This window comes from Natronorubrum halophilum (genome assembly GCF_003670115.1).
GTDB lineage: Archaea > Halobacteriota > Halobacteria > Halobacteriales > Natrialbaceae > Natronorubrum > Natronorubrum halophilum.
Genome location: NZ_QQTY01000003.1, coordinates 585,679 through 604,706 on the forward strand (window position 1 = coordinate 585,679; position 19,028 = coordinate 604,706).

At 56.6% G+C, this 19,028-nt stretch carries 16 protein-coding genes and 2 pseudogenes; 8 read left to right on the forward strand and 10 right to left on the reverse strand.

Features of this window, described 5'->3' with window-relative positions; translation table 11 throughout:
• The first annotated feature begins 368 nt into the window (after window positions 1-368).
• Together DWB23_RS14845 and DWB23_RS14850 are read left to right on the forward strand one after the other, a co-directional pair.
• A complete protein-coding gene (locus DWB23_RS14845) occupies window positions 369-1,112 on the forward strand; it encodes an IclR family transcriptional regulator (protein ID WP_162989837.1) in 744 nt (247 codons plus the stop codon).
• A gap of 221 nt (window positions 1,113-1,333) precedes the next feature.
• Window positions 1,334-2,842 carry a class I adenylate-forming enzyme family protein gene (locus DWB23_RS14850; RefSeq protein WP_121743694.1) on the forward strand — a complete coding sequence of 503 codons (1,509 nt, stop codon included), beginning with the start codon at window positions 1,334-1,336 and terminating at the stop codon, window positions 2,840-2,842.
• Window positions 2,843-3,359: 517 nt separating this feature from the next.
• On the opposite strand, the pseudogene aglM (DWB23_RS14855) reads toward DWB23_RS14850, so the two are convergent.
• Both aglM (DWB23_RS14855) and DWB23_RS14860 read right to left on the reverse strand, forming a co-directional pair.
• Window positions 3,360-4,553, reverse strand: a pseudogene (gene aglM / locus DWB23_RS14855) (UDP-glucose 6-dehydrogenase AglM); the annotation flags it as partial.
• A gap of 5 nt (window positions 4,554-4,558) precedes the next feature.
• Window positions 4,559-5,536, reverse strand: a complete 978-nt coding sequence (locus tag DWB23_RS14860) for an IS1595 family transposase (RefSeq protein WP_121743575.1) — start codon at window positions 5,534-5,536, stop codon at window positions 4,559-4,561.
• 413 nt (window positions 5,537-5,949) lie between these two features.
• On the opposite strand from DWB23_RS14860, the gene DWB23_RS14865 reads away from it, so the two are divergent.
• Window positions 5,950-6,459, forward strand: coding sequence for a GIY-YIG nuclease family protein (locus tag DWB23_RS14865; RefSeq protein WP_238717459.1), 510 nt, complete (start codon window positions 5,950-5,952; stop codon window positions 6,457-6,459).
• Window positions 6,460-6,471: 12 nt separating this feature from the next.
• Here DWB23_RS14865 and DWB23_RS14870 read toward each other — a convergent pair whose 3' ends face one another.
• The 3 genes and pseudogenes from DWB23_RS14870 to aglF form a co-directional block, all read right to left on the reverse strand.
• The gene (locus DWB23_RS14870) at window positions 6,472-7,308 is read right to left on the reverse strand and encodes an undecaprenyl-diphosphate phosphatase (protein WP_121743576.1); all 837 of its coding nucleotides are present in this window, start codon (window positions 7,306-7,308) and stop codon (window positions 6,472-6,474) included.
• Window positions 7,309-7,392: 84 nt separating this feature from the next.
• Window positions 7,393-7,992, reverse strand: a pseudogene (locus tag DWB23_RS14875) (NAD-dependent epimerase/dehydratase family protein); the annotation flags it as partial.
• Window positions 7,993-8,174: 182 nt separating this feature from the next.
• Window positions 8,175-8,918, reverse strand: a complete 744-nt coding sequence (gene aglF, locus DWB23_RS14880; RefSeq protein ID WP_121743577.1) for a UTP--glucose-1-phosphate uridylyltransferase AglF — start codon at window positions 8,916-8,918, stop codon at window positions 8,175-8,177.
• Window positions 8,919-9,022: 104 nt separating this feature from the next.
• On the opposite strand from aglF, the gene aglM (DWB23_RS14885) reads away from it, so the two are divergent.
• From aglM (DWB23_RS14885) to DWB23_RS14900, 4 genes are all read left to right on the forward strand, one after another.
• Window positions 9,023-10,309: a UDP-glucose 6-dehydrogenase AglM gene (gene aglM, locus DWB23_RS14885; protein WP_121743578.1), complete on the forward strand. Its 1,287-nt coding sequence runs from the start codon at window positions 9,023-9,025 to the stop codon at window positions 10,307-10,309.
• Window positions 10,278-11,327 (forward strand): FGGY-family carbohydrate kinase, encoded by a 1,050-nt coding sequence (locus tag DWB23_RS14890; RefSeq protein ID WP_238717460.1) that lies wholly within the window; start codon window positions 10,278-10,280, stop codon window positions 11,325-11,327. The genes aglM (DWB23_RS14885) and DWB23_RS14890 overlap by 32 nt, the downstream gene beginning before the upstream one ends.
• Window positions 11,328-11,334: 7 nt before the next feature.
• The gene (locus DWB23_RS14895) at window positions 11,335-12,363 is read left to right on the forward strand and encodes a 2-hydroxyacid dehydrogenase (RefSeq protein ID WP_121743579.1); all 1,029 of its coding nucleotides are present in this window, start codon (window positions 11,335-11,337) and stop codon (window positions 12,361-12,363) included.
• Window positions 12,364-12,528: 165 nt separating this feature from the next.
• Window positions 12,529-13,206 (forward strand): IS6 family transposase, encoded by a 678-nt coding sequence (locus DWB23_RS14900; RefSeq protein WP_121743580.1) that lies wholly within the window; start codon window positions 12,529-12,531, stop codon window positions 13,204-13,206.
• A 600-nt stretch (window positions 13,207-13,806) separates the two neighbouring features.
• On the opposite strand, the gene DWB23_RS14905 is transcribed toward DWB23_RS14900, so the two are convergent.
• The gene (locus DWB23_RS14905; RefSeq protein WP_121743581.1) at window positions 13,807-14,853 is read right to left on the reverse strand and encodes a PAS domain-containing sensor histidine kinase; all 1,047 of its coding nucleotides are present in this window, start codon (window positions 14,851-14,853) and stop codon (window positions 13,807-13,809) included.
• 512 nt (window positions 14,854-15,365) lie between these two features.
• Here DWB23_RS14905 and DWB23_RS14910 point away from each other — a divergent pair.
• Window positions 15,366-15,962, forward strand: coding sequence for a hypothetical protein (locus DWB23_RS14910; protein WP_121743582.1), 597 nt, complete (start codon window positions 15,366-15,368; stop codon window positions 15,960-15,962).
• A gap of 317 nt (window positions 15,963-16,279) precedes the next feature.
• Here DWB23_RS14910 and DWB23_RS14915 read toward each other — a convergent pair whose 3' ends face one another.
• The 4 genes from DWB23_RS14915 to DWB23_RS23525 form a co-directional block, all read right to left on the reverse strand.
• Window positions 16,280-17,131, reverse strand: coding sequence for an IS5 family transposase (locus tag DWB23_RS14915; protein WP_121743695.1), 852 nt, complete (start codon window positions 17,129-17,131; stop codon window positions 16,280-16,282).
• A gap of 343 nt (window positions 17,132-17,474) precedes the next feature.
• Window positions 17,475-17,915 carry a universal stress protein gene (locus DWB23_RS14920; protein WP_121743583.1) on the reverse strand — a complete coding sequence of 147 codons (441 nt, stop codon included), beginning with the start codon at window positions 17,913-17,915 and terminating at the stop codon, window positions 17,475-17,477.
• Between the two features lie 74 nt (window positions 17,916-17,989).
• Window positions 17,990-18,346, reverse strand: coding sequence for a hypothetical protein (locus tag DWB23_RS14925; protein ID WP_121743584.1), 357 nt, complete (start codon window positions 18,344-18,346; stop codon window positions 17,990-17,992).
• A 283-nt stretch (window positions 18,347-18,629) separates the two neighbouring features.
• Window positions 18,630-19,025: a Cdc6/Cdc18 family protein gene (locus DWB23_RS23525; protein ID WP_238717462.1), complete on the reverse strand. Its 396-nt coding sequence runs from the start codon at window positions 19,023-19,025 to the stop codon at window positions 18,630-18,632.
• Window positions 19,026-19,028: the final 3 nt, after the last annotated feature.

Genomic DNA, 19,028 nt, shown 5'->3' on the forward strand with positions numbered 1-19,028 from the left:
ATGTGGTCCGGGTCACATCAGTAACCATCGGTTTGCTACTGTGTGACTCCATCGCAAGAGAACCACAGGATGTTTTATAAATATGAGCAACTGATACAAAATACATTATTAGGGAACTACATCACGAAAAGTGGAGATAAGAAAAGGGCTTCAGATCAGACTATGTGCAGTATAATCGGTTTTAAGGGAGTATTTTTGGAATTGAATACTCAGCAGTAATATTTAAACACCCGAGTTGCCTTTCTGTTTATTTAACATTAGTATATTAAGAATGTATGTTGGTTCTGTCCCATATTATCGAACAACTTCAAGGGGTCCGGAGTCGATGGGGGTCCATGGGTGAAGGGCCATCAGTTCCGATCAACTCGGTGAAACGGTCGTATCTTATCCTTGACGAACTACGCATGCGCGGTCGAGCGGGGACAACCGAACTCGCGGATGCGCTGGAACTCCCGAAGAGCACCGTCCACAACCATCTCCTGACACTCGCGAAGCTCGGTTATCTCGTCGGAGAGGAGGGGTCCTACCGGCTCGGGGCCCGGTATCTCCACTTAGGACAAGAGTCACGAAACTCCCGTGCAGTGTTCCGGCACGGCCGCGACGCCGCTGAAACGCTCGCAGAGCAGTCGGAGAAGTACTGTCAACTTGCCATCGAAGAAAATGGAGACGTGGCAGTAATTCAGTCCACACAGTGGGTTCCCGATAACGGTACTCGTCCATCCCAACAGCCGTATCCCATGCGGGCACACCTTCACACGAATGCGCTCGGGAAGGCGATACTCGCACACCTGCCGCCCGAACGAATTACGGAGATTATCGACCGACGCGGCCTGACGGCCCAGACGGAACTGACCGTGACCGACGAGGACACCCTCCGAACTGAGATCGAGACCATACGCGACCGGGGATACGCCGTTGACCGGGGCGAACTCATCAGAGGGATGGTCGGTGTCGCTGCTCCTATCGTAACTGACCAGACCGTTCACGGGGCAGTCGCCGCTTACGGCGCCGGCAATGAGATGGAGGAGGCACTCGACGAAGGGTTGCCCGATCTCGTCACGGAGACTGCGGATGATATTCGGGCAGATATCGTCTTTGCGCGCCCCGACTAGATCTCCTTAGAGGCTCGTTTACATATACTCCATCTCGAGGTGGTTCTATATCGCAGTTCTCACTGCAGTTTCGTGCCACAATGTGGGACACACGCCAAATCAGGAACTTGCGGTGGATGCCGTGTTATGAGAGTATCCGGCACAGCTTCGTCTATTATCCTCTGTTGATATGTAATTCGCGTGCAAAAAGTCAGATGTTCTGGCAGGTGATTCGTCCGGCCATGAACTTCGGGAACGTCGTTGATCACGCTGCGAGGAATGCTCCGGACTCGTGGGCGGTAGGAGACTTGAAACGGCAGTTAACGTATGCCGAACTGTCGACGGAGTCAAGTGCAGCAGCGAACCTTCTCGTCGCGCGCGGTGTAGAGTCCGACGATCGCGTCGCCATCTGTCTCCGGAATCAGGTTCCGTTCTTGACCGCGTACCTCGGTGCGATGAAGTGCGGCGCCGTTCCTGTCCCCATCAACACGAGATTCACCGACGAACAGGTGCACTACGTGCTCGACACTAGTGACGTCTCGGTCCTCGTGACTGACGAGGCGTTCGAATCTCTCGCGACGGACGTAGAAACGATGATTACCGTCGACGGGTGCGTCGGTGCTAAATTTCGCACGTTGCTTGAGGAAGTGTCGGACACGTATACCGTCTATCCGCGACGGAGCGCCGAGACGGCAGCGGTCGTTTACAGCAGCGGCACGACCGGACGCCCGAAAGGTGTCTGTCATACTCACGGCAATATCATTGCCAATGCACGGGGAATTTGTACGTATCATCGCTTAACCCGAGACGATATCGGTCTGACGGTGAGTCAGTGTTTCCATGTCACCGGTCTCAACGTCACGACGACGCCGCTACTCCTGGCCGAGGCGGAGAATTGGTTCCTGCCGGAGTGGGATGCCGTCTCCATGGCGGAGAACATCGAGACTCGAGAAATCACCTATACGTTCCTCACACCAAATATGGTGAGTGATCTGATCACTGACGAGGCTGTCGACAACTACGATTTCTCGTCACTGCAGCGGGTCGTTGTCGGTGGAGCACCGATGCCGACAGAACTGTTCGACGCTGCCGAGGCAACACTCCATGCGACGGTCCTCGAGGGGTACGGGATGACCGAGACGACACCGCTGGCGGCATTTAATCGGCCCGATACGGAGGTGCGGAAGCCAGGCAGTGTCGGTCCGCCAGCTTACGAAGTCGTCGACCTGCGCATCGAGGACCTCGAGACGGAGCAGCCAGTTAACCGGGGGGAACGCGGCGAACTACTCTGGCGGGGGGACACGGTGACACCGGGTTTCGAGCGCCAGCAGCGTGACGCCGAGTCTTTCGTTGAGCGGGATGGAACTCGGTGGCTCCGCTCGGGCGATATTGGATATCTCGATAAGCACGGTCACCTCTTCGTCGTTGGTCGGCGTGGGAATATGTTCACTGTCGGTTGTGCAAACGTCTACCCACGCGAAATCGAGGAGGTCCTCTACGAAATCGACGGCGTCACGGGAGCAGCGATTATCGATGCTCTTGACGATCGCCAAGGCGCAGTCATCACGGCCATCGTCACACGTGATGGCGACGTCACCAAGGCACGGATCCGCGAGATTTGTACCGCCCGCCTCAGAGAACACGAGGTGCCAGAGCGAATTGAATTCGTCGACGACATTCCCCGTACGTCGACTGGGAAGATCGACCGTGTAGCGCTTGAGAACCATTTTGGAACACTCTCTTCCGCCTGAATTTAGGCTCTCGATGCTACCGGTTCTGATCGGATGTCGTTCTGTCGATCGGTTCGGAATGGTCGCGATACGATTCGAACGATGGACCGCGCGAATATTGCCCCTCAACCGACGATAACTGCTGGCACGAAAGTACTGTGGACGCGTTATTGACCGATTTGATTGAATCAGGATTCAACAGATCCTACCAGAATGAGGCACTTGCAGAAACACTCTCTGGGGAGACGGTATCTGGCTGACGTGAGACATTGCAAACTACCCCACTAACCGGAGATCGCCTCCACGTCAGCGATCACCTGACGCTCGATCTCCGGTCGCCCTGTCCGATCTTCACCACTACTGGATAGGGGCTCCAACATCGGTCCATTACCGAGATCTTCTGGGCGTGATAGGGGGGTGTCCGGGTGGAATAAGTGGATACCTGAACAAATGCTAATACTGACGGTCCTGTATTAAACGTACGATCCATATCGATCCGTGAGCTGCGTTTTCGCTCGTCTATTTTTAACAGGATCAATTACCAAGTCAAGCCTTCGTACGTGATTCCAGGCCGTGGATCCACAATTCGTCGACCATCAACAACCACCGGCGTCGCCATCGCATCGAACTCCTCGTCGAGCGTCGCGAATTCGTCCCAGTCCGTGACAATAACGGTACCATCAGCGCCAGCAAGGGCGTCCGCTGCCGAGTTCGCATATTCGATATCGGGGAATCGCTCTTGCATTGGCTCGATCGCGACTGGATCGTAGGCAACGATCTCGGTTCCTCGTTCTTTGAGCCGTTCGGTCATCGGAATGGCCCGCGAATTCCGAATGTCGTCCGTACGTGGTTTGAACGCCAACCCAAGAACCGCGATCCGCGCATCCTCGAGGTCGACATGGCTTTCAAGCAACTCGAGCATGCGTTCAGGCTGGCGATCGTTGATCTCGACAGCGGCCTCGAGCACGGCTGGATCGTACGCTTCCTCGCGTGCGGCCGCAATGATCGCATTGACGTCCTTCGGGAAACAGGAGCCACCCCAGCCGACACCGCTGCGGAGGAACTGTTCGGAGATGCGGTCATCGAGGCCGATCGCGTCCATCACTTCGTACGCGTCGAGGCCAAATTCCTTGCAGATGTTCCCGAGGTCGTTGACAAGACTGATTTTTGAGGCGAGGAACGCGTTGTTCGCGTACTTGATCATCGAGGCCGTTTGCGGGTCGGTGTCGACGACTGGCGTTTCGGTCTCGAGAACCGGTTCGAACACATCGTGTAGCCGTTGTGATGCCCATTCGGAGTTCGTCCCGACGACGAGTTTGTCGGGATCCTGAAAGTCCGCGACTGCGCTCCCCTCGCGGAGGAATTCGGGGTTCATCCCCACCTCGATAGCATCGTTATTGTCCGCCCCTTCGCGGATCGCTGGCTCGAGAACGTTCGTAATACTTGGCGGCGTTACCGTACTCTTGATGACGACCAGATGTCGCTCGTCTTTGTCGGCGAGTGCAGCCCCGGTCGCTTCGGCGGCCGCTTCTAGTGCTCCGAGGTTGATACTGCCATCATCGTTTGACGGCGTCCCGATCGCTAAAAAGGTAACATCTGACTCTGGAACGGCGTCGTAGGAGGTAGTAGCCTCGAGTCGATTTCCGACGTGGGTCTCGAGAAGGTCCTTGAGCCCGGGTTCGGAGATTGGTGCCTGTCCGTTGTTGAGCGTCTCGATGACCTCTTCATCAATCGCTCTTATGTAGAACTGTGGAACGAGTCGATCGCAACGCTATCGACGAGTGTCAATATCGGTGCCCTCACGCGATTTAATGACTGGAGCAATCCGAAAGTGTGAGCGGCCTGTTCCAAGCCCTGCTTGGACAGGCCGCGGAACTTCCGCAGCCACGGATGAATCACCGACCAGAGACTCTCGACGTGGTTAATGTGGACGCCGTCAGGCGAAACATACCGTTCGTCGTGCATCACAACTCGATGATCATAGTCGAGTCTCCGATACGCTTGCAACCCATCGGTCCAGACCTCTCCCAGCCACTGGGAGAGGTCTTCAGTCTCCTGGATCACGCTGAGAAGATCACTCTCAAAGCGAATTCCTTTCTTTGCCCGGATCACGGTGAGCTCGTCGCGGCGTGCCGCGACGAGTGTTAGCTGATCGCCGTGACGCCCCTTCCAGCGAATGCGTCCCCTACGGAACGATCCCCCACGATAGCGGCTCTCTCGTGGGGGATCTTGTCCTTTGTAGCCCGAACAGACTTTGCCGCTCTCATCGACTTCAGTCGGACCAAGCATCGTCTGCTGGATTCGTGCCCAAACAGCGGGGAAGCCGCGAGAAATCGCGGCTTCCACGTCTCGAATCGCGTAATCGACGGTCATGTAGGTTCGATCAACCAATACCGCGATCTGTGAGATGCTCAACAACGTATCAGCGTAGAGAATGTACGCGAGAAGCACCTCACCGCAGGAGAGGTGCTTCTCGTGGAATGGCGTTCCATACGTGTATACTGGGCGAAAATCACAGTTTCGGCACCAAATACGGTCGAGATCGTCCCAGACACGAATGCTCTGGTGATCGCAGTGTGGACAAATAGCGTCCGCCCAGAACTGCTTGAGTCGCCGCTCGATGCGGACATCGAGCGGCTCCGTCCGAAGGGCTAAGACCTCTAGGTCCACTAGTTGACGTAGCATCCTGCCGAAAGTTGGAATGGTACTGGACATACCTCCAAATTGGCGGCAGGATGCTGTAATTCTACGTCTGAGAAACGTCTTTCCGCAGTTCTACATAAGAGCGATTTTTGTCGAGCACGGTGAAGGTGGACAAGTTCATTTCTCGAGTCTCAGCGATTTTGCGTCGAATCTCCGTCCGATCTCTTCCGAGCGCTGACAACACATTCTCGACAGCTCTGACGAGCTAGTCGTTCGACGATTCCGAAACCCGTCACAATGAGATGTACAGCACGATTGAGGGTGGACCAGTGACCTCGTCAAATGGTTACGAGCCGTTTGGACTGATTGATGTACTCGCTGACCCATGCCGATAGACGTTCGGTGATTAGCGTTCGGTAGTGGATGTTTCACTACAACCGAATGCTCGTGCGTTTTATTAACTAGCAATGACACATCTGTATTGGATGATCAAAGCAGCACTGTGGGAATCTTGGCTCAAGGACACGCTCCTACAGGATCTTCGCTCTGACGAGACTCCGGACCCGGTCCCGTTTTTCGAACACGCAGAGGGCGAACCCGAGACGAGCAGTGCACTAAGCAGTTACAAGTGGGGTAAGAACGACGGAGAGTACCTCTATCTGGTGTATCTGTTGGATGATACGGACGCCTGCGACGTGACACCGATCTACGTCGGCGAATCTGCCGATATCAGTTCGCGAATCGGGCAGCACTCCCGAAAGATTCGGAATGCACTCCCAATCACGGAGTGGGAGGATGACGGTCAGTGGGGTAGTTTTTCGAAATACGACCATATCGCTGCAATGCGTCATCCAACGCTCGTGGACGTTGGGATCAATGCTCTCGCTATCGCGGCGAGTCTTGGCTGGTATCTCCTCGAGCCATACATCGAGGTCGTTCGACCCCTCAGTCCACGTAATCGACAACGGCAGCCGGGAACGCAGCGTCCTTACTGAGCGACAGCCAAATCACGCGCCGAGCAGCGTCACGCCGCCACCGCCGACAATCGCTAATCCACCTAACCCGAAACACACCAGCCAGAACGGCACGCGCTCGACGACGCGCATCAGGATCCCGATCGTTGCATACCCTACGATGGCGCTCGTCGCCAGTGCTACGAGTGCTGCCTCGAGACTCACGCCTGGGACACCGCCTTCAGTGACGAAAATCAACAGACCAGCACCGATCCCCGCCGGAATCGACAGCAAGAACGACAGGCGAAACGCCGAGGGAGCCTCGTACGACCGGAAGATGAGGGCACTCGTCGTGACGCCAGATCGAGAGACGCCCGGAAGGATCGAGAGTCCCTGAACAGCCCCGACGAGGATTGCGTCCCAAAGTGTCGGTTCGGATTTGGCTGCGAGGTCGACTGACTCCGAGGCGAGCTGCAACACGCCCGTCAGCACCAGTAGGAGTCCGATCGCCGCGATGAACACGCCGCCCGACAGCTCGCTGACGAACCCAACTGCCAGGAAATACAGCGGGAGGCCGATCAGCCCCGTCGCGAGACACGCCACGACGACGAACGATGTCACTGCGTTCGGCCCGACGAAGGCTGTCTGTGGTCGCCATTCGGGGGCTGCCTCGAGACTCTCGAGGATATCCGCTCGGTAGTACAGCGCCGACGAGAGCGTCGTTCCCAGTTGTAAGAACAGCGCCAGTTGCAGGGCGTGATCCGGTGACGTTCCGACGAGCGTCAGAAAAAGCGAGAGGTTGCCCTGTGAGGACACTGGCAGCCACTCGACGACCCCCTGGACGACCCCCGCCAGGATCGCGACGATCAGATCCCAATACTCGTCGATCATTGGTCCCTCACGAGTTCAGCACCAGCGGCTCGTACCACTCACGGTTCGCCCGGTACCAGTCGATAAACTGCGAGACGCCCTCGCGAATCGACGGGCGTACTGTTCGCCGGCGAGTTTCGAGACGCCGTACGGCGATACCGGCGTCGTCGGATGCTCCTCATCGTACGGCAGGTACTCGGGTTTGCCGTAGACAGACGACGAACTCGCGAGGACGACGCGCTCGATGTCCGTGTCACGTGCCGCGTCCAGGACGTTCAACGTGCCGTCGACATTGATATCGTTGGGCTTCCGCGGGTTGTCGACGCTCGTTCGCACCCCAGCCTGGGCGGCCTGGTGGTAAACCACGTCGACGTCGTCCACCAGCCGATCGACGAGGTCCGCGTGGCGCACATCGCCGTCGACGAACTCGTAGCTCCCGGCGTTCGCCCCGGGAATTTCGGTTTCGTCGTACTCGAGCATGTTCCCCTCCGTATCAGCCGTCGAACCCGGGTCTGACGAATTCACTGGGGAGTCAGCTGACTCCTGTGCGGCCTGTCGTCCGAGCTCGATGTTCTGTTCTTTGATGCCAATGTCGTAGTACGGATCGAGATTGTCCAGCACCGTGACGTCGTGGCCCTCGAGGGCAAAAGACTCGGCGAGGTGCCCGCCGATAAAGCCGGCCCCTCCGGTTACAAGAATGTCCATATACATAATAGATTTCAGAGAGAGATCAAAAATCTGCTGATTCAATCACTCCCACGTTATAAGGGGTGCAAAAATCAATCACTTTACTGACTATACAACCTCTCCTCGCTTTACCACTGTCCAGCGACAGAAATGTAAGATAATGATGGTGAAACTAAGAGAGCCGACCAAATATCCGTTTCTCAGTCGGACGTGGCTTCGACAGCGACGCCGGCCTCATCTTGGAGCCGTCGTTCGGCCTCGTCTCGATCCTCGGGGTAGCCAACGTCGATCCGCCAGCCATCCAGCCCGATCGCGTCGATCGTCCGCCCACTCTGAATCAGTAAATCAATCGCTTCACTGATCTCGTACTCGCCGCGGTTCGAGGGCTGAACCAGATGACAAGCGTGGAAGATCGCCGGCGAGAACGTATAGAAGCCGGTCATAACGAGGTTGGATGGTGGGTCGTCGGGCTTTTCGACGACGTCCGTGATTTCGCCATACTGGTTGGTATCACAGACCCCGTAGCGAGAGGCTTCTTCCCACTCGACTTCTTCGACCAGGAATGCGGCATCCGCACGCTCCTCTTGCTGACGACGCACGACGTCCTCGAGGTTTGCCTCGAAGACGTTGTCGCCCAGAATGAGCATAAAGTCGTCCTCGATGTGCTCTTCGACGGTCAACAGCGCGTGAGCCAGTCCGGCCTGCTCGCGCTGGTGGGCGTACGTGATCGGTACCTCTCGGTATTCATCGCCGAAGTGATCGATGATCCGTTCTTTGAGATAGCCGACGACCACGACGAGTTCCTCCGCACCGAGGTCGACGAGCTGGTCGAAACAGTGTGTGAGGATCGGTTCCCCGTCGATTTCGACCATCCCTTTTGGTTTATCCTCAGTCAGCGGTCGAAGCCGTGTCCCTTCGCCTGCGGCGAGTACGACTGCTTGCATTGCTAATTGGTATTTAATTAGGGCTACAAAGATCTTCTGATTTTTGATATTGTCTGACTATAGTACCAGAACATTCATGTCTGTCGGCTCGAGCACCCCAATCAATGCACATCACGGTCATCGGTAGCGGCTATGTGGGTACGACGATCGCGGCCTGCTTTGCGGAACTCGGCCACGACGTAACGGCGATCGACATCGACGAGGAGATCGTCGCAGCGCTCAACGATGGGCGAGCACCGATTTCGGAGCCCGGACTCGAAGAGTTCCTCGAGGCCCACGCCGGCGAGCGACTCACTGCGACGACGTCGTACGACGCGGTCCCGGAGTCCGACATCACGTTCCTGGCGATCGGGACGCCCTCGAACGCGGACGGAAGTATCGATCTTACGGCACTCGAGGCCGCTGCTGAAGCGACCGGCGAGTCACTCGCCGAGAAGACGGAATCACATTTAGTCGTGATCAAGAGTACGGTACCCCCGCCGAGTATTACGTACGTGCTCGAACCAGCAGTCCACCGAGGGGCGAACGAGAACGAGCATATCGAGATCGGGATGAACCCCGAGTTCCTCCGCGAGGGCAGTGCCGTTTCGGACTTTTTGCATCCGGATAAGATCGTCTACGGGACGCACTCGGACTGGGCAACGGAGATGCTTCATGCGGTGTTCGAACCGCTCTTCGATGATCACGATGCCCACGTCGTCGAAACTGACCCACAGACCGCATCGATGACGAAGTACGCGAACAACGCCTTTCTCGCCTCGAAGATCAGTCTGGTGAACGACCTCGGGAACATCTGCAAAGAGTTCGATCTCGACGCCTACGAGGTGATGGAGGCAATCGGCCTCGACGACCGGATCTCCGAGCAGTTCCTCCGCAGTGGCGTCGGCTGGGGCGGCTCTTGTTTCCCGAAGGACGTTGACGCGATCATTGCGGCCGCGCGCGAGGAAGGCTACGATCCGGCGCTGCTCGAGGCGGCCGTCGAGATCAACGACCGCCAGCCCGAGCGACTTCTCGATCTTCTGACCGACCACGTCTCCCTCGGGGATGCACGCATCGCCGTCCTCGGGCTCGCGTTCAAATCGGACACCGACGACATTCGGAACTCGCGGGCGATTCCCGTGATCGACGCCCTCCAGGCCCGAGGTGCAGATGTCATCGCATATGATCCGGTCGCCGCCGAGGAAATGGCCGAGCGGTTCCCGAATGTCGACTACACACGGACGGCCGCGGACGCGCTCCGCGATGCGGATAGTGCGCTCGTCGTCACCGACTGGGCGGAGTTCAGCGACCTCGACGAGGAGTTCGACGCGATGGCGACGCCGGTCGTGATCGATGGACGCCGGTGTATCGAGCGTCGCGATGGAATCGTCTACGAAGGCCTCACCTGGTGACCTCACCTATCGACTGACCGGCGAACGCCACACGGACACCTCGGAGGGCAGCGTCTTCTACGGCCCGAACACCGAATACGACGAGCAGGTGTTCGCCGCACTCGGCATCGAGGAGGCGTTCGACGCGCTCCCGCCCGTCGTCCCGAGCACGGACGTCTGCGGAACGGTGACAGCGTCTGCAGCCGATCACACCGGCCTCCCAGAGGGTACGCCGGTCGCCACAGGCCTCCACGACGTTGCCGCCTGCACCCTCGGCGCAGGCGTCGTCGATCCCGGCGATGGCCTGCTAATTCTCGGAACGTGGGGGCAGAGCGTCGCCGTTTTGGAGGCGCCCGAGAACGGCGTGGACGGCCTCCCGCGGCGCTACCTCGACAAGTGGCTGCGCTACAAGGGTATCCGCTCCGGGGCGGCGTGTGTCGACTGGTTTGTCGAGAACTTCGGCGGCACCTGGCGCCGCGAAGCCGACGAGCGCGGCGTCTCCCCGTACGTCGTTTACGAGGAGGCCGTGACGGACGTCCCGCCCGGGTCAGACGGTCTGCTCTTCCACCCCTTCCTCAAGGGCTCGACGGACAACCCGAACAGCACTGGCGGGTTCTACGGTCTCCGCCTCGAACACACGCCCGCTCACATGCTCCGAGCCATATACGAGGGCGTCGCCATCACGCAGGCGCGCGCCCTCGAGTCGATCACCCTCGACCTTGACACTGTGCGGCTCACTGGCGGCGGCGCGCAGAGTGAGGCGTGGGCGCAGATGTTCGCCGACATCTCGACGCGCACCGTGACGGTGCCGACCGAACGCGAAACCGGTGCGCTCGGCGCGGCGCTCTGCGGCGGCGTCGCTGCAGACGTCTACCCGGACGCCGAGACGGCCGTCGAACAGACTATTGGCACGGCCGCCCAGTACGACCCGGATGCGGCAACCGAAGCGCGCTACGCTGCGCTCGTCGATGCCTTCAAGGAAGTTTCAGAGGCGATGGACGGTCCATGGGAAACATTAAAGCAGTTGGGTGAAAAATAACAATTTAATGCAGGTACTACTCTGTGGAGACCCCCAGCAGCCAAGCGAATACATGTACGAGGCTCTCGGCCACCTTGAAGACGAGGACGTGACGTTCGAGCGTATGGACTGGATGGGCGACGCCTCGCCGACCGAGTTCCGTAACGTCACGATGGACATGGAGTCGCTCGGTCCCGGGAGCTACAACACGGATGATATTGCCACGAACCTCGATGGTATTGACGCAATCGTTGTTCACAAGGCGCCCGTGTCGCGCGAACTCATTGAGGGTGCGGACCTCGAACTCGTCGCCGCGGCCCGCGGTGGCACCGAGAACATCGACATCGAGGCGGCCACCGACAACGATGTCACCGTCCTGCACGCGCCCGGCCGGAACCGGGACGCCGTCGCGGACTACGCCGTCTCGATGCTGCTCGCGCGCCTCCGCGAGATTCCGTTCAATTACGCCGACCTCTCGAGCGGCGAGTGGAACCAGGTTTTCGACCCTGACCAACTTCCCCCGGACGTCCGCACAATGACGGTCGGTATCGTCGGGTTCGGCCACATCGGCCGCGGCGTCGCGCGGCGCCTGAACAGCTTCAACCCCGACCTCTTCGTTTACGACCCCTACGTTGACGACGACGAAATCCGCGAGACCGGCGCGGAACCAGCGTCCCTCGAGACGCTCCTCGGTGAGTCGGACGCGGTCACTCTCCACGTCCGTCTCTCTGAGGAGACGGAGGATATGATTAGTACTGAGGAGTTCGAACAAATGAACAGCGATGGTTACCTCGTCAACACTGCCCGTGGCGGCCTCGTCGACACGGACGCCCTCGTTAAGGCTGTCCAAAACGACGAGATCGCCGGCGCCGCGCTTGATGTATTCGAAGAGGAACCGATTCCCGAAGGCCACCCACTCCTTGACCTCAACGGCGTCATCCTCACCCCACACGTCGCCGGGTCGACTCGCGACGCCGTCCTCGGTGGCCCCCGCATCATCGCCACCCAACTCGAAGACTACCTCGACGGCGAGGCGCCCGAACAAGTCGTTGCCTGACGGTATCCTCCCTACTTACGTTCGCGGCTAGTGATGTTCATCAGTTCGGTGGAAGCAGAGTATGTGATGTCAAGAGCTTCTCCCAAAATGATTAGTGTCTGTAGGTGGCACTGTCTAGTTGAGCCAGTTTGAGAAGTGAACAGGCCGTTGAGTTGATTTGGACTAATGCTCGCAGACCTGCTCAGCGAGAGCTACGACGCGGATTTAGAAGAAGCTTGGGAGAACGAGCGGACGGCGACGCCCGTCAGGGCGTTCGCCGTCCGGCTCCACGCAACTGGATGTTCGCTTCGGGAGACAACAACGATTCTCACCGAATTAGGCGTTGAACGCTCTCATGGTGCAGTTTGGAATTGGGTACATCGGCTGGCTGACAGCGTTTCTGACCCGCCGTCGGCGAAGCCGACGCGGGTCGCGGTTGATGAGACCGCTGTCAAAATTAACGGAGAGTGGTCTTGGTTGTACGCTGCAATAGACCTCGGCACAAAGTTAATTCTCGACATTCAGTTGTTCGGACGCCACGGCACCGATCCGGCAGCTGCATTCCTGCATGGACTTCACGAGGAACACGATCTCTCCGAAGCGGTGTTTCTCGTCGAGCAGTTTGGCTACCGGACTGCCCTTGCTCGATTAGGATTGAACGGTCGAGTGAACTACACCGACCGAAACCTCATCGAAAAGTGGTTTCACACGCTCAAAATGCGAGTTGACCGTTTCCATAACTCGTGGGTGGGCAGTCGGGCGAGCGCACGCAAATGGATTGAACAGTTCGTACATTACTATAACCATCAGAGACCGCATCAATCGCTCGATGGACGAACGCCAGCTGACGAGGTGCTAAATTAGACAATGCCGTGTGATGTTTATTTCTAGTTCGTTGAATTTAGCTATCTGAGTAGATGTCTTTCACCTACTGCATCCAAGATTTTGGTACGTAGTATCTCCTAATGATATATCCATGAGTGAATCAGAGGACAAAACAATAATAAACGAGAAAATGCTGGAAAGGGATTGTTAGAGGCCATCACCAGAAAGAACTGAAAAATCATTTTACTCTAACCCCCCTGTCCCCGCCTGTTGAGAGAATCGATTTTCCGAATATGATACGAGCGATAATCGACTGTATTCATATCGTGGCAGCTGTTGTTGAGATCGGGACTTCAACTGCGCCGATCAGGACGGTCCCCGGCGCCTTCTTAATAGACAATCGGAGTTCCCGTTACCGGAAAATTCCACAATTCCCGATTTATGTTCACGAGTATGCCCCTAAGGGGGCAGGGCAATTGCGCGGCGCACAGAGCGCGCGCCGCGCTAGCGAAAAATTAGACTTGCCGATACAGGGTCTTACACTGGGTAAACCCACTGGTACTGGGTAATGGGACCTCGATAACCGATATTGTCGAGTCCGCTTAGGAGGGAGACAAGTGGACGTTCCTCTTTCGTTCACTACACATGCGAATGTTTCAGTTCCGGATACGCGTGTTCGACTGCTCCAACACTGGTGTCGATTTCGAATCTCGCACCACCTGTGTCGGCTTCCGTCACTTGTATGTTCCACCCGTGGAGAAGTACCAGCCGCTTCACGATAGCTAGCCCGAAGCCATTACCACCCGTGGAGTTTGTGTAACCGACTTCGAACACGGTATCTCGCTTCTCTTCCGGAATACCGGAGCCGTCGTCTTCGATGTAGAACCCACGTTGCGTTTTCCCAACGCAAATCGTAACATCGCTACCGCCGTGGTTGACGGCGTTACGAAAGAGGTTCTCGAAGATATTTTGAAGGAGAGATGCGTGTGCCACGACCGTCAATTTATCATCGACCGTCAACGTTGCGTCGAGGGAATCGACATACTCCCAACTGGTAGAAGCAATCTCCCCGAGATCAACTGTTTCTTTATTATCATCTGACGGCTCCATCTGGACAAGCATCAAGCCGTCGGAGATGATTTCTTCCATCCGTTTGAGAGCATTTTCTACCTGGTCTGCTTCAGGAGATTCCCACATGTCCAACCAGCCGAGCGCGATCGTGAGCGGATTGCGAAGATCGTGAGAAATTAGGCGCGAAATCGCCACGAGATCGTCATTTTGCTTCGACACCGCTAATTCGGTGAGTTTTCGGTCGGTGATATTCAAGTGCGTCACCACCGCGTACATCTCGCTGTCGTCTGTTACGGGTGCAGCATTCAGCAGAAACCATCGAGGGGGATCGGGCGAATGACAGGGATATTCGAGCGTGAACTGCTCTTGTTCTCCGGCCAGTACCTCGCGGATGCCAGCACCAGCACGTCTTGCGTACTCATCGTCGCCAGACCGATCACAGGTATCTAAATAATTCGCTCCGATACATTCGGGAGCCATTTCGATGTCATTTTCACGACCAAACTCTTGCCACTCCGCATTCGTTGACAAAATGTCGCCTTCTGCGTTTAGCACTGCAACTGAAAGCGGAAGATTATCCGTAGCTGCTCGACATAGGGCCATCGATGAATTCATAGGAGAATGAACGCCTCCCAGAGGGATAAACACGTTCCGTTATAAACACGACTGTAGGGGGGTTTGAAGCATCGAATCTCGCGTGTTGGACTCACCCTCGCTATTTAGCACGCTGCTTGTGCTAGCAACGAGTGTCCCCCTTACCGCTACGTTACTTGCCTGGCCTATACTTACCGTGATATCCAGGGGGACTCTGACCGAATAGAACTGCCAGAAACACTGTTTTGAGGCCCTGTTGAAACCCTCAGTAGATGATATATTTCGGTGGTCGTGCTGAATACAGGGCGCGTATCCATCAGCCCGGCCCAAGAATCTCCCGTCCATCGGAGTTCGTAGCCGACCAACCCGTGTCATGCAGTCGCATTTCACAGCATCGGCGCTCCCGCAACAGCGGTACCTGTTGGGACGTGAGCTACCGTGTATCAGAACCTTCGTCATGAAAAGACATCTGATGGTATTGAATGGCATTCAGAGGCAGATATATCCGTGTGCGGCCCCTCCGTTCAACTACAATGAGCGAAACCAACTCTCCCGTCAGTGCCGTATTCGACCTCCAGCGAAACGCGATCGAACAGACACACGAAGCCGTCAAACGCGGTGTCGACACCCAGCAGGAATTCGGCGAGGCATTCGTCGACTTCGGCCCCGCAAAGCAGGCAAACGAGCGCAGCTACGACGCCGTCCGTACGGTCGTCGACGTGTACTTCGACGCCGTCGAGTCCACGACGCCCGGTCAGCAGGACCTACTCGGTGACTTCCGCGCCACCGTCGACGAACAACTCGACGCCATCGAAGCCAACCAGGCCGAAGCCATCGAGGCCGTCGAGGCGAACGCGCAGGAAGGCAGCGAGTCCGTCGACGAACTCTTCGAGAGGGTTATCGTGGCCCTCGACGAGCAGTTCGAGGCGGTTCTGGACGCCCACGCGGGTGTCGAAGACCAGACCCTCGCTGTCTTCGAAGGCGTTGAAGACAACCTCGAGGAGCTTCAGGCCGAGTTCGAAACACAGTTCGCGCAGCCCGAAGCGCAGGTCACCGAACTCCAACAACACGTCGAGGCCGTGGGCGACGATACCGAACGTAGCCGCGGCGAGGATGGCAGATATAATTAGGTCGGTCACCGTTGCACTCACTAGTCCGCCGAACGTCACAACAATAGTTCCTAAAAGAGGACGAGTACGAATACGGCTACATTATTGATGACGAGATGTTGTTGGTCTCGGAGCCGTTATAGGAGATTTGGTATTCCTGATTCGGGATCAGATAGGTTGACATTCCAAAGTAGACACTTGAAATCATTCGATGCTACTAGATGCTGCCGGGACAGCAGTCTCGACCGGTCTCCCAATCAATTGAAGGAAGTGTGTAGTGCGTAGGTGCTGCCGAGTTGGATACAGCCTCTATATTCAGCAGTCCCTTCCTCTCAGAATCACGAACATTCGTCCGCCTCGTGTGAAATGGCGAGACCCAGCTCCAGATTATGCACAACGCACTTGATAACGAGTTCGCGGAACTGCTTCCACCAGAGGCGTGACCGCACGAACGCCCCGAATTTCTGTTTGATCGTCGCGTTGACCGTCTCGTTCATGTTCCGTCGATAGTAGAGACCGCTGTCCAGACGTGCATTCCACGCCTTGTGAAGTGGAGTAAACTCCCGGTGCTTGATGAGCGGTCGAATATCGTGATTCCGGGCAAGCTGCCGGAGCTTCTGGTCGTCATATCCCTTGTCGCCGGTCAATACCGAGATGGATGCTGCGTTCCGTTTCACAACCTGTGGTGCAATCTGTGTATCATGTTTTCGTGTCGTCGTTACGTGAATATCGAGCACGGCGTTGGTCGCCGTATCGACCAATAGCGTCGTTTTCAACTGCTGGATGGTGAGGTTTGTTCGCTTCGTGTAGTGGGCTGAGGTGTGGGCTCGTTCAAACCCGGACGCATCGATACCGGTGATACCGTTCAGCGGCAAGTCCGCAAGTGAAACGTTCAGCAGAACCCGCCATACGGCCATCTGCAAGCGGTCGAACGCCTTGCAGAGTGTCGAGGGTGCGGGAATCGAATCGAGATCGAGGGCGTCACGAATGCGAGGCATCTCAATGAGTTCGTCAACGAGGTCACGGTACGTGGTCGTCTTCTTCACTTTGAGACAGAGCAGGACGACGTGTTGGCGGAGCGTGAACCGCTTCCGTGAATAGCGTGTCGAGAATCGTGCCACAGCACGGCGAGCCAGCATCATAGCCCGTTCAACGAATCGAAGGAGTCGTGACTTCGGGAGAGCATCCATCTTCCTCCAGCTACTCACCAGTCATGTTTGTCAGCAAGGGTTTCAACAAGGCCGTAAACTCATATATCACTCTGTGTCGACTGAGAGTTTAACAGGGTCTGCTATCATAAACAGTATTAATAGTCGTGGAGGTGCAATCTCTACTAAGGATGGGGGTACTCGAAACACTGCGAAACTCGTGCAGCAACACAGAGCTATACGAGTGCCGAAATTGTGGAGCAAAACTCGACAGAGACGTTGACGAGTGCCCCATTTGTGAATCACAAGAGATTGCTCATTACAACTTGTGATTGTTTCTCACAAGTGATTCAGGAGAGATCTGGCGTCTTCGATCGATTGGCTGCTACTCGTTCGTATCCGTCTGCGGCAGGGCAATGACCGGCCGATCTGCCTGAGTAACGAGTTTGAGCGATCGGTCACCTGATAGAAACTGAACGAGCCGATTGCCTCCGCGAGAACGGTAGGCGATTGCGCTCGCGTTAACATCGTCGGCAGCCTCAAAGATCGATCCGACGACATTGCGAGCGTAAGCGGTGTGATCGCCGGCGTCGGGAAACACCCGGCGAACGGCAGCGTACGACTCTGCGGCCAACTCCTCGGATTGCTCAACAGGCGTTTTGTCCGGTACCCCCGCTCCCTTTTCGACGACGTGGAGCGCCGTCACGTGGTCGGGGTCGTACGGTTCGAGCGCTATTGCCGTCTTCAGGGCATCGTCCTCGTGTGCGACCGGGACGAGAACATGAGCGAGAAGATCACTCTGAGTGGAGTCGCTCGCGTTGCTCATACGAGATTTGAGGGAATCCTACACTATAATGATTCGGTGGAGTAATCATCCGTCGTTCGATCGCTGTTCCTGCTTCACTCGTCGTCAAGTGGAACGTTCCCAATGAATCTCCAGTATGCCTTTGTCGTGCCATCGGGATGGGGTTCCTGAGTAACGTGGTAGAGGTATGGACCGTGCGGGCAGTCGTCACAGGTCTCGTTGCAGTACACCTGTTTTATCACTTCGGTATAGCTGTCATGTTCGGTGACCTGAATGATGTCATCACCGGACTGCGGCTCAATTGCGGAAGGAACCTCATCTTGGAAGTTGAGCAGTTCCTGCGCGTGAATGATGGTCTTACGGAGTTCTTCAGGGGAAAGCTCATTCAAGTCCGAAACGAGTTGTTCGGGTAACCCTTCTGGCGGAGTCGGTGCGATCGGGTCGTCATTCATAGGTGAGATTTCGTACCGACTGTAGTTAAGCACTGTCCAGTGTTGCATTCGCGCCCTGTATTTAGCACGAATCAGATGTTATCTGAAGCAGACATGAGATCTGGTGATCGCTTCGCACAGATAGTGCATATGCGTTTTACGACGAAATAGGGAACATAATAACATTCCAATAGAGCTCACTAATCCAGTTCTACAGGCTCTCTCAGATCGAACTCTACAGGCGCTTCTAACTCAGAATCGACGGCTTCGTACACTGTCGCGTTCGTTTCTCCGGGCATTCTGATCAGGTCGTAGTCCTCATCTTGCTCAAGTAGTTCCCGGCTTGCCGCCACGTGACTGGATCGTTGTCTCGACCGGCGATCGCTTCTTGGTGCTCGAGGTAGGCACGTTTCATTTTGACGCCACCGGTCGGCCCGACTGCGCGTACGAGTTCGTACAATCGCTGCTGTGTCACCGGCGATGCCTGTAGATTCGCCTTTCGAATCTTCGCTTTCGCCCGCTCGAATGAATAGGCGATGTCGGACTCGTGGATAGACTCGTGTCCACGCTCGTCGGCCAGTTCCGCAGCGGCCAGTACTGACTTGATCGCCCACCGGGCCACCCCACCCGTCTCGTCGGCGATCCATTCGAGTTGATAAGTGCTGACGGGCGAGATCGAGCTTTTGAACGATCGAGTCACGAG

Excerpts from the sequence above, each read along its gene's own strand:
- DWB23_RS14850 (WP_121743694.1), top strand. The coding sequence starts at position 1,334 with ATGAACTTCGGGAACGTCGTTGATCACGCTGCGAGGAATGCTCCGGAC.
- DWB23_RS14860 (WP_121743575.1), bottom strand. The coding sequence starts at position 5,536 with ATGTCCAGTACCATTCCAACTTTCGGCAGGATGCTACGTCAACTAGTG.
- DWB23_RS14865 (WP_238717459.1), top strand. The coding sequence starts at position 5,950 with ATGATCAAAGCAGCACTGTGGGAATCTTGGCTCAAGGACACGCTCCTA.
- DWB23_RS14870 (WP_121743576.1), bottom strand. The coding sequence starts at position 7,308 with ATGATCGACGAGTATTGGGATCTGATCGTCGCGATCCTGGCGGGGGTC.
- aglF (WP_121743577.1), bottom strand. The coding sequence starts at position 8,918 with ATGCAAGCAGTCGTACTCGCCGCAGGCGAAGGGACACGGCTTCGACCG.
- aglM (WP_121743578.1), top strand. The coding sequence starts at position 9,023 with ATGCACATCACGGTCATCGGTAGCGGCTATGTGGGTACGACGATCGCG.
- DWB23_RS14890 (WP_238717460.1), top strand. The coding sequence starts at position 10,278 with ATGGAATCGTCTACGAAGGCCTCACCTGGTGACCTCACCTATCGACTG.
- DWB23_RS14895 (WP_121743579.1), top strand. The coding sequence starts at position 11,335 with ATGCAGGTACTACTCTGTGGAGACCCCCAGCAGCCAAGCGAATACATG.
- DWB23_RS14900 (WP_121743580.1), top strand. The coding sequence starts at position 12,529 with ATGCTCGCAGACCTGCTCAGCGAGAGCTACGACGCGGATTTAGAAGAA.
- DWB23_RS14905 (WP_121743581.1), bottom strand. The coding sequence starts at position 14,853 with ATGAATTCATCGATGGCCCTATGTCGAGCAGCTACGGATAATCTTCCG.
- DWB23_RS14910 (WP_121743582.1), top strand. The coding sequence starts at position 15,366 with ATGAGCGAAACCAACTCTCCCGTCAGTGCCGTATTCGACCTCCAGCGA.
- DWB23_RS14915 (WP_121743695.1), bottom strand. The coding sequence starts at position 17,131 with ATGGATGCTCTCCCGAAGTCACGACTCCTTCGATTCGTTGAACGGGCT.
- DWB23_RS14920 (WP_121743583.1), bottom strand. The coding sequence starts at position 17,915 with ATGAGCAACGCGAGCGACTCCACTCAGAGTGATCTTCTCGCTCATGTT.
- DWB23_RS14925 (WP_121743584.1), bottom strand. The coding sequence starts at position 18,346 with ATGAATGACGACCCGATCGCACCGACTCCGCCAGAAGGGTTACCCGAA.